The sequence below is a fragment of the Ferrimonas balearica genome, from assembly GCF_019802055.1.
Classification (GTDB): Bacteria; Pseudomonadota; Gammaproteobacteria; order Enterobacterales; family Shewanellaceae; genus Ferrimonas; species Ferrimonas balearica_A.
Genome location: NZ_JAHVHW010000008.1, coordinates 1 through 9,372 on the forward strand (window position 1 = coordinate 1; position 9,372 = coordinate 9,372).

The 9,372-nt window shown below is 56.3% G+C and carries 11 protein-coding genes; 6 read left to right on the top strand and 5 right to left on the bottom strand.

All coding sequences use genetic code 11. The annotated features are described in order from the left end of the window. Positions 1-194: 194 nt before the first annotated feature. The 4 genes from KUV52_RS15515 to KUV52_RS15530 are packed head-to-tail and all read right to left on the bottom strand — an operon-like array spanning position 195 to position 3,747. The gene (locus tag KUV52_RS15515) at positions 195-746 is read right to left on the bottom strand and encodes a TlpA disulfide reductase family protein (RefSeq protein WP_222526869.1); all 552 of its coding nucleotides are present in this window, start codon (positions 744-746) and stop codon (positions 195-197) included. Continuing rightward, the gene (locus KUV52_RS15520; RefSeq protein WP_222526870.1) at positions 746-1,216 is read right to left on the bottom strand and encodes a cytochrome c-type biogenesis protein; all 471 of its coding nucleotides are present in this window, start codon (positions 1,214-1,216) and stop codon (positions 746-748) included. Before KUV52_RS15520 ends, KUV52_RS15515 begins: the two co-directional genes overlap by 1 nt. Continuing rightward, positions 1,216-1,770, bottom strand: coding sequence for a DsbE family thiol:disulfide interchange protein (locus tag KUV52_RS15525; protein ID WP_222526871.1), 555 nt, complete (start codon positions 1,768-1,770; stop codon positions 1,216-1,218). The genes KUV52_RS15520 and KUV52_RS15525 overlap by 1 nt, the downstream gene beginning before the upstream one ends. Positions 1,771-1,782: 12 nt before the next feature. Next, the gene (locus tag KUV52_RS15530; RefSeq protein ID WP_222526872.1) at positions 1,783-3,747 is read right to left on the bottom strand and encodes a heme lyase CcmF/NrfE family subunit; all 1,965 of its coding nucleotides are present in this window, start codon (positions 3,745-3,747) and stop codon (positions 1,783-1,785) included. 410 nt (positions 3,748-4,157) lie between these two features. On the opposite strand from KUV52_RS15530, the gene ccmI reads away from it, so the two are divergent. After that, positions 4,158-5,408 carry a c-type cytochrome biogenesis protein CcmI gene (gene ccmI / locus KUV52_RS15535; protein ID WP_222526873.1) on the top strand — a complete coding sequence of 417 codons (1,251 nt, stop codon included), beginning with the start codon at positions 4,158-4,160 and terminating at the stop codon, positions 5,406-5,408. A 75-nt stretch (positions 5,409-5,483) separates the two neighbouring features. On the opposite strand, the gene KUV52_RS15540 is transcribed toward ccmI, so the two are convergent. Beyond that, on the bottom strand, positions 5,484-5,777 hold the full coding sequence (locus KUV52_RS15540; RefSeq protein WP_222526874.1) for a c-type cytochrome: 294 nt from the start codon (positions 5,775-5,777) through the stop codon (positions 5,484-5,486). Positions 5,778-6,111: 334 nt separating this feature from the next. Here KUV52_RS15540 and ccmA point away from each other — a divergent pair, with 334 nt between their 5' ends. Genes ccmA through ccmE form a run of 5 tightly spaced genes read left to right on the top strand, consistent with a single transcriptional unit; the run spans position 6,112 to position 8,896 of the window. Beyond that, on the top strand, positions 6,112-6,759 hold the full coding sequence (gene ccmA, locus KUV52_RS15545; protein WP_222526875.1) for a cytochrome c biogenesis heme-transporting ATPase CcmA: 648 nt from the start codon (positions 6,112-6,114) through the stop codon (positions 6,757-6,759). 11 nt (positions 6,760-6,770) lie between these two features. Beyond that, the gene (ccmB, locus tag KUV52_RS15550; protein WP_222526876.1) at positions 6,771-7,454 is read left to right on the top strand and encodes a heme exporter protein CcmB; all 684 of its coding nucleotides are present in this window, start codon (positions 6,771-6,773) and stop codon (positions 7,452-7,454) included. 1 nt (position 7,455) lies between these two features. Beyond that, positions 7,456-8,208, top strand: coding sequence for a heme ABC transporter permease (locus KUV52_RS15555; protein WP_222526877.1), 753 nt, complete (start codon positions 7,456-7,458; stop codon positions 8,206-8,208). Continuing rightward, positions 8,205-8,417, top strand: coding sequence for a heme exporter protein CcmD (gene ccmD / locus KUV52_RS15560; protein ID WP_222526878.1), 213 nt, complete (start codon positions 8,205-8,207; stop codon positions 8,415-8,417). Before KUV52_RS15555 ends, ccmD begins: the two co-directional genes overlap by 4 nt. After that, positions 8,414-8,896 carry a cytochrome c maturation protein CcmE gene (gene ccmE, locus KUV52_RS15565; protein WP_222526879.1) on the top strand — a complete coding sequence of 161 codons (483 nt, stop codon included), beginning with the start codon at positions 8,414-8,416 and terminating at the stop codon, positions 8,894-8,896. The genes ccmD and ccmE overlap by 4 nt, the downstream gene beginning before the upstream one ends. Positions 8,897-9,372: the final 476 nt, after the last annotated feature.

Sequence of the window (9,372 nt, forward strand, 5' to 3'; positions counted from 1 at the left end):
CCTTTTTTGATGAAGTTTTTTGAGTGGCTGCTGCCGTGTTAACCGGGCCGTTTCGCCGTTTGGCTTCGTTCCCCGTCAACGTGAGGGCGCATTATAGGGAGGGATTCTGAGGGTGCAAGAGGGAAATTGAAGATCGCGGATCGTTTGGTGGTTCTTTAACCTGATCCGCGATCTTTTTGCGAACTCAGCACGATTTATTGGGCTGTTGCCTCTGGAAGGTACCGTTCCATCACTTTGCGAACCGCGGGATTATCCCAATCAACAAAGCTACGAACGAATGCCACCAGGCGACCCTCTTCATCAAGAATATAAGTAGCGGGCACCAGATCCGTCGGAACGATCTGCCCCATCGCATTGACCGAGTCATACCAGGTTTTGAACTCAGCCAGCTCCAGTTTCTCAAGGAAGGGCTGAACCACAGCAGGATCATGGTCGATAGCAATCGGCACGACTTTCAGGCCGCGGGCTTCAAACTCAGCGCGAAAACGTGCCAGTGATGGCAACTCTCTTACGCAAGGCGGACACCAGGTAGCCCAAAGGTTGATCATCACCGGTTGCCCTTTCAACTCTTCAAGTTGAATCGGCTTACCGTTCGGCCCTACCAGTTGAACACTCTCGAGATCCTGCGCCTTGCTCAAATGAATGAAGCGTTGCAGAGCGGGATCCTCCGCAACTTTCGTCGCGCCAGGATACGCAAAGGCGCTGCTCGAGAGCAGCGCCATTACCATATAGATGACTACTTTCATCAGGCCTTCTTATCCTGATTCAGCAGCTCGGCCAACTTGGCTTCATCCGCCGCACTGACTTCCACTGCGCCGCTGGTTTGCTGACGCTGCTTACGCACGAACGCAAACAAGGCCAGTCCACCAACCAGAAGGAAGGCAACCGGACCCAACCACAGCACATAGGTGCGGGGGTCAAACGCCGGCTTGTAGCGAACAAAGTCACCGTAGCGATCGGTAAAGTAGCGAACAATTTCGTCGTTACTCTTACCCTGCTCTACCATCTCGTACACCTGGATACGCATATCTTTGGCGATCGGAGAGTTGGAGTCGTGCAGGTTTTGGTTCTGACACTGCGGGCAACGAAGCTCGGCGGCCAGTTTGACACCACGCTCACGGTTCGCTTCATTCTGGAACTCGTAGGTGTCGATGGGGGTGGCTTGCACCGCCCCCGCAAACAGCATGATCGCAACCAGCTGGAACAGACGTTTCATCAGGAGTTCCCCTCTGCAGCCGCTTCCGCACGGATCTGCTGGATCAGCGGCATAAAGTCCCTGGCCCAAACCTGCGGCTCAAGCACACCGGCGAAACGGTGACGCACGACGCCGTTGTGGTCCACGACAAATGTCTCCGGTGCACCATACACCCCCATATCAAACGCCAGGGTTCCCTGAGGATCGAAGATGTTCTTGGTGTAGGGATCACCGCTTTGCGCCAGGTAACGGATCGCCAGGTCACGCTCGTCACGGTAATTGACACCATAGATCTCAATGACACCCTGACGCTGGAGTTGGTTCAGGAAAGGGTGCTCATATTTACAAGAGGGACACCAGGTGGCCCATACGTTAATGAGGTATACCTTCCCTTCCAAATCCGCGTTGGTGATCTTCATATTGGCATTTTCCAGGCTTTCCAGTTCGAAGGTGGGCACAGGTTTGCCCACCAGAACGGAGTCCAGCTTGGAGGGATCGAGGAACAGGCCCTTAAACAGGAACACACTCAATCCCAAAAAAACCAACAGCGGTACAAAGAGTGCTGCGCGTTTCATGCTTTTCTTTCCTTACGCGTTCGCCAGTTTCGCATCAGCAGCCGGCGCTTTGCTTTTAGCGCGGACTCGCTTATCGGTTGCCGCAACAATGCCACCTACCATCATCAGGATGGAACCGATCCACAGCCAACGAACCATCGGCTTGTAGTTCAGGCGGACAGCATAGTGAGTCGCGTCCAGCGGATCACCCATGGTGACGTACAGGTCACGGAAGAAGCCCCAGTCGATGCCAGCTTCGGTCATATCCATAGTACGTACGTTGTACTTACGGCGGTCCGGATACAGAGTGGTGACGTAGTCGCCATCCTGGGTCACGGTTACTACGCCCTGCTCGGCGGTATAGTTGGGACCCTGAACCATACGAGTCTGCTCATAGGTAAAGGTGTAGCCGGCCAGGTCTTCGCTGATGCCCGGGCCCATGCGTACGGAACGCTCGGACTCGAAGTGGGATACCACGGTGCCACCAACGATGGCCATCGCAATACCCAGGTGAGCGATCTGCATACCAACGTAAGAGCGGGTGATGCGACGGGTGGTGAAGCCACCATTCGGCTCACGGCACTCACGGATGGTGCTCTGCACCAGAGTGGACGCAATCCAGGTTGCAGTGAACAGACCCGCAAAGATCCATGCGTTCAGTTTGCCGCCGATCAGCAGAGGTGCCGCTACCGCAACAACAATGGCAGTGATCAGGGAAGGCAGCAGGCGCTTCAGTTCACCCTCTTTGGCTTTCTTCCAGCGGATCACCGGACCGATGCCCATAAACACGAACATCACCAGGACGATCGGGTTAAAGACGGTGTTGAAGTACGGAGGCCCTACAGAGATTTGACCCAGCCCCAGGGCATCACCCAGCAGCGGGTAGAGGGTGCCCAGCAATACGGAACCGGTCGCGACGACCAGCAGTACGTTACAGAGCAGCAGCATAGTCTCTTTGGAGAGCAGCTCGAAGCGGGACGGTGAGGCCAGCTCAGTCGCACGCAGAGCAAACAGCATTAGTGAGCCACCAATGGTCAATCCCAACAGAATCAGGATGAACAGACCACGGGAAGGATCCGCTGCGAATGAGTGCACGGAGGTCAGTACGCCGGAACGCACCAGGAAGGTGCCCAGCAGAGACAGTGAGAAGGTGAAGATGGCCAGCAGGATGGTCCAGTTGCGGAAGGTGCCGCGCTTCTCAGTCACAATCAGGGAGTGCAGCAGTGCCGTCCCAACCAGCCAAGGCATAAAGGAAGCGTTCTCTACCGGATCCCAGAACCACCAACCGCCCCAGCCCAGCTCATAGTAAGCCCACCAGGAGCCCAGAGAGATACCGGCTGTCAGGAATGCCCAGGCAGCCAGCGCCCAAGGACGGGACCAGCGAGCCCAAGCGGAGTCGAGACGACCGCTCATCAGAGCCGCGATGGCGAAAGCGAAGGTTACGGAGAAGCCCACGTAGCCGAGATACAGCAGCGGCGGGTGGAAGATCAGACCCACATCCTGAAGCATCGGATTCAGGTCACGTCCTTCCATCGGCACGTTCGGCAACAGACGCTCAAACGGGCTGGAGGTGAACAGCATAAACAGGGCAAAGCCCACAACGATCATGCCGAGAACGGCGACAACTCGTGCTGTAAATGCTTCTTCCAGGCCTTTGCTGAACGCAGCTACACATGCGGCCCAGATAGAGATGGAGAAGGTCCAGAACAGCAGGGAGCCCTCGTGGCCGCCCCAGATGGCAGCGATCTTAAAATAGACCGGCAGATGACTGTTTGAGTTGTGAGCCACGTAGGCTACAGAGAAGTCGTCAGTTGCAAAGGCGTAGCCTAAGCAGACGACAGAGAGGGCCATAAACAGGCACATGCCATAGGCCATTGGGCGGGCGAAGCTCACCAGATAGGCGTCTTTTCGTGCGACGCCGATCAGCGGTACAACGGCGAGCAACACCGCGAACGCCAACCCTATGATGAGCGAGTAATGTCCTAGTTCCGGAACCATCAGCTTACCTCGGTGGAGTGTTATCCATATCAGCCCACAACCGCTGTTGCGTAACTGTGAATTGGGGTCATTGGTGCCATTCTAGGCAGGTTACCCTGCGTTGTCTGCCGTAATGTTCCCATTTTGCCGATGCAGTTCACATCATGTCCTGACTGGCATTAGGGTTATTACGACTTGGCCGGACCCCGGTCATGCGTTGGATCGTCACCTTTTCAAAAAGTTTCGGCCATTTGTGAATTTACTTAACGAACTGTGACCTCACCCTCAAACCGCTTCATGGGCATCAACCGGGGTAGCCGCCCCACTGTTCAACACTGGCGCTTGCCGTATAATCCTTCTTCAATCGGGTTGCCTCATCGAGTTAACATCGACGGCGCAACGGTTACCGCTTCGCTTCAATAGAGATAGCTATGACAACTTTTTGGTTCGGTATTGCAGTGCTGACAGCACTGGCTTTGTTCACCATTTGGCTGCCATTCTGGCGCCGTCAGAAGGCTCTGGCTGCCGCCTCCGATGCACAGGTGCGCAAGCAGACAAACCTCAACCTGTTCAATGAGCGCCTCAAGGAACTAGAAACGGATCTGGCGGAAGGACGGATCAACGAGCAGGAGTTTGAAGAGTTCAAGAAGGAGCTCCAGCTCAACCTCCTGCAAAACACCGATCAGGAAGACCACGTCCTGAGCGCAAAGAAACCCAGCATTCTTTGGCCGATTATCATGAGCGTCGCCCTGGTCGCTGTTGCGGGTTACACCTACTACGACCTCGGCCGCTATAGCGATTGGCAAACTGCCCGCGTTGGTAATGATGACCCTCACTCCGGCATGAACCCGGAGCAGCTGATGCAGATGCGTCTGGCTCAGATGGAGCAAGCCGTACAGGCCGATCCCTCCAACAGCCAAGCCTGGTTCTCTCTGGGCCACGCCTACATCTCTGCCAGCCAGTACAACAAAGCGATTAAAGCCTTTGATCAGGTGATGAGCCTGGTTGGCGAGCACGCAGAGCTGCTGGGCCCGAAAGCCACCGCCATGTACTACCTCAATGGTCAGCAGATGAATCCTGAAATTCAGGCCATTGTTGAACAAGCCCTTGCGGACGACAGCAAAGACCCGTCAACCCGACTGCTTCTGGGTATGGACGCGTTCTTTAATGCCAACTACGAGTCTGCTATTGAACACTGGGAGATCATCCTGACCAGCCCGCGCCAGGACGTTGACCGTCAGGCCATCCTGGGTGCCATCTCTCAGGCTCGCATGCACCTTGAGCAAGGCGGCGCGATGGCAGAACCGCAAGCAGAGGCGGCTCAGCCCGCCGCTGCCGGTGGAAAAACCGTCACCGTCACTGTAGAGCTGGCTGATGAGATCAAGGCCAAGGCCAACACCGGCGACTCACTGTTCCTGTTTGCCCGCCCGGTATCCGGCCCCGCCATGCCGGTTGCCGTCGCTCGCCTGAACGTGGCAGACCTGCCTACCCAGGTGGTTCTTGACGACACCACCGCGATGTCTCCCGACATGGTGATCAGTGCACACAATCAGGTGAACCTGATCGCCACCATCAATCACGATGGCAGCCCGGCGCCTACTCCGGGTGACCTGCTCGGCGAGCTGAACGCCGTAGATTTGGGTTCCAACGTCACTCTGGTAATCGACACCGTGGTTGAATAAACCTCCCTTTACCCTCTGGGTAAGGTCATAAAAAAAGCCTGGCGATTGCCAGGCTTTTTTTCGTGTTCAGCGCGCTTACTTGGACATGAACTCGATGGCCGCTTTCAGGTCTTCATCGGTACAGTCCATGCACATGCCGCCCGGGGGCATGGCGTTCATGCCGGTTTTAACGCTGCCTACCAGCGCGTCCATACCTTTGCCCAGACGAGGTTCCCAAGCTGCAGCATCGTGAACCTTCGGGGCGCCAGCGATGCCCATCTCGTGGCAGGTCTTACAGGCTTTCTGATAAACCGCTTCACCGTCTTGGGCCATTACGTTGCTGGCCATGGTCAGGGTGGCCATAGCGGCCAGAGCAACAATCTTCTTCATTTTGTCTTTCCAATCCGTTGACGTTCACATATTCAGCACAAGGCATGGATACACGCCAGCGCTGCCCGAAGGGTATCACAGGGTTCACACTTTTACACCTTCATTGCACTTGATCGCATTTTTTGCTGGGCGAGTGAAACCCATCGCGGATCCTGAGGTCACAGGAGGGGACACTGGCACGTCACCGCCCTAACTGTTAGGTGGCTCACATCTCAAGGAATGGAGTGACAATATTTGCCAGAGAAGACCGGATTTGGGAGGTTATTCGGTGATCGCTCCGCCCCCTATGTTAAAATCCGAGCCATATCAACCGGCCTGAACACCCGAGGACTAGGTGACAGAAGCATCCCGCACACCGCTGTTGACCGCCCAGGCGCTGACCTGCATCCGTGAAGAACGGATCCTGTTTGACGAGCTGAGCTTTGAAATTCACCCCGGCGACATCGTACAGATCGAGGGACCCAATGGCGCAGGAAAGAGCAGCCTCCTGCGGATCCTGTCTGGTCTCTCCCGTCCCTACGCCGGTCAGGTGCTGTACCGTGGCGAGCGAATCGAGGATGTTCGCGACGATTACCACGCCGACCTCCTGTTTCTGGGACACCTTCCAGGCGTGAAAGGCGAGCTCACCGCCGAAGAGAACCTGGAGTTCAACTTGAAGATTGCCGGATACGCAGATGCCCCCATCCACGATACGCTGGCCAAGGTGAACCTGACAGGCTTCGAAGAGCACCCGGCGGGTCATCTTTCTGCCGGTCAGCACCGTCGGATCGCCCTGGCCCGCCTTTGGCACTCCGACGCCAAAATCTGGATTCTGGATGAACCCCTGACTGCCATTGATAAAAGAGGGGTGCAGGAGCTGGAGCAGCTGTTTATGCAGCATGCCGATAACGGTGGCTGTGTGATTCTGACCACCCATCAGGATCTGCAACTGATATCCGGTGAGCGTCTGGCCAAGATCCGGCTTGACTACCAATTTGTTTAGGGAAAGCGAGCATGCGTCAGATTAACTATCGCCAAGCCTTTACGACGGTACTGAAGCGGGACCTTCAGATCGCGTTCCGTCACAGTGGCGACATCTTCAACCCCCTGATGTTCTTTGTCATGGTGGTCACCCTGTTCCCGCTTGGTATTGGCCCTGAGCCCACCGTGTTAACCCGTATTGCCCCCGGTATCATCTGGGTAGCCGCCCTGCTCTCCGCCATGCTGTCACTGGAGCGACTCTTTAAGTCCGATTACAGCGATGGTGCGCTTGAGCAGATGATGCTGAGCCCCCAGCCGCTGTCACTGATGGTTCTGGCCAAAGTATTGGCGCACTGGCTGGTAACCGGCGTACCGCTGATCATGGCCGCCCCCCTGCTGGCCGTCCTGCTCCATTTGGACAGCAACAGCTACGGCGCATTGTTGGCCACCCTAGCCGTTGGCACCCCGATTCTTTCTCTGCTCGGCGCCATTGGTGTCGCGCTGACCGTGGGTCTGCGTAAAGGCGGCGTACTGCTTAGCCTGCTGATCCTACCCCTGTACATTCCCGTTCTGATTTTCGCGACCAGTGCCATTGATGCCGCGTCCATGAACATGCCCTATAGTGGTCACCTGGCCATTCTGGGTGCTTTGCTTGTGGGCTCCTTGGTTCTGGCTCCCGTTGCCATTGGCGCATCCCTAAGAGTGAGTACAAACTGACATGTGGAAGTGGTTACACCCCTACGCACACCCTGAACGTGCATATCACCTCGCCGGTGCCATGCTGCCCTGGTTTGCAGCCCTGGCTACCTTGTTGATTGCGACTGGCACCATCTGGGGCCTGGGCTTCGCCCCAGTGGATTACCAGCAAGGTGATTCCTACCGGATCATCTTCCTCCACGTGCCTGCTGCTTCCATGTCCATGGCAGCCTACACTGCGATGGCGATCTGCGCCTTTATTGGCCTGGTTTGGCAGCTCAAGCTGGCTGACATCGCCGCCGCTTCTATTGCACCGGTAGGCGCCGTGCTGACCTTTATCGCACTGCTGACCGGTGCAGCCTGGGGCAAACCCATGTGGGGCACCTGGTGGGTGTGGGATGCACGTCTAACCTCAGAGCTGGTACTGCTGTTCCTCTATCTGGGTGTGATTGCGCTGTACGCCTCCTTCGAGGACAAGGTAATGGCGGCGAAAGCGGCTGGCATCCTGGCCATCGTGGGCGTCATCAACCTGCCGATCATCAAGTATTCTGTTGAGTGGTGGAACACCCTGCATCAGCCCAATGCCATCACCGTCGGCAAGAGCAATAACATGCCGCCAGAGATGCTGATCCCGCTGCTGTGTAACATCTTTGGGTTTGCCATGATGATTGGCGCCCTGTCCATTCTGCGCTTCCGCGCTGAAGTACTGGCCCGCAACAGCATGCGCCCCTGGGTACGTGCCATGGTTGAAGCCGAGGAGATGAAATCCGCATGAACCTGACTTTTCAATTCGCCTCAGCAGCTGAGTTCTTCAACATGGGTGGCTATGCCTTCTATGTCTGGCTTTCCTACGGCGTCGGCGCCATCGTTTTGGCCGCTTTGGTTGTGAATTCCGCTCGGAAGCGTAAAACTGTACTGAAAAACATTGCTAAGCAGCAGGTACGCGAAGAGCGTCTGCGTCAACACAGGAGTAATGCTGCATGAACCCACGTCGTAAAAAGCGACTCGTCTTTGCCTCAGCCCTGATCGGTGGCGTTGCCGCTATCGCGTCTCTGCTGATCTATGCGCTGAACTCCAACCTGGACCTGTTCTTCACCGCTACCGAAGTGGTTCAGGGCCGTGCTGATGGCCTCAAGCCGGAAGTCGGCCAGCGTATTCGTATCGGTGGAATGGTGGTTGAAGGCTCTGTAGAGCGCGATCCCACCAGCCTGAAGATTGCCTTCCAGGTCGCGGATACCGGCCCTGCAGTAACCGTTCTGTACGATGGCATGCTGCCGGACCTGTTCCGCGAAGGCCAAGGCATCGTGGCTCAGGGCACCCTGGTTGGCCCGGACACTTTGGAAGCGTCCGAAGTTCTGGCTAAGCACGACGAGAACTACATGTCGCCTGAGATTGCCGAAGCTATGGGCAAGAACCACAACCAGATGGAATACACCGAAGAGCAGAAAAGCGGAGGCTACTAAGCTTTCGCAGCTCTGACCAAAAGCCCCCTTCATCGGGGGCTTTTTTGTGCCTATCTGTCTAGGCTAAAACCGTGAAGATGCGAACAGCCGTGTTAACGCAGTTGATGGCCACGATCGGCCAGCTAAACAACCGCCGGCCAGCATCATTACTGGCAGTCTTCTCCACCACCTCCAGGTGGCAGAAAAGCCAGGGCTTTGAACCTTAGACACGCACAGGAAAGCCAGATTGGCGCACAGCGCTACGCATACTGGTAGCCACTGAGCCAACCCAAGAGGCAGAAGTGGCAGGGCAGTAGAGTAGCAGGACAGCAGGACAACAGGACAGCAGGACAGCAGGACAGCAGGACAGCAGGACAGCAGGACAGCAGGACAGCAGGACAGCAGGACAGCAGGACAGCAGGACAGCAGGACAGCAGGACAGCAGGACAGCAGGACAGCAAGACAGCAAGACAGCAAGACAGCAAGACAGCAAGACA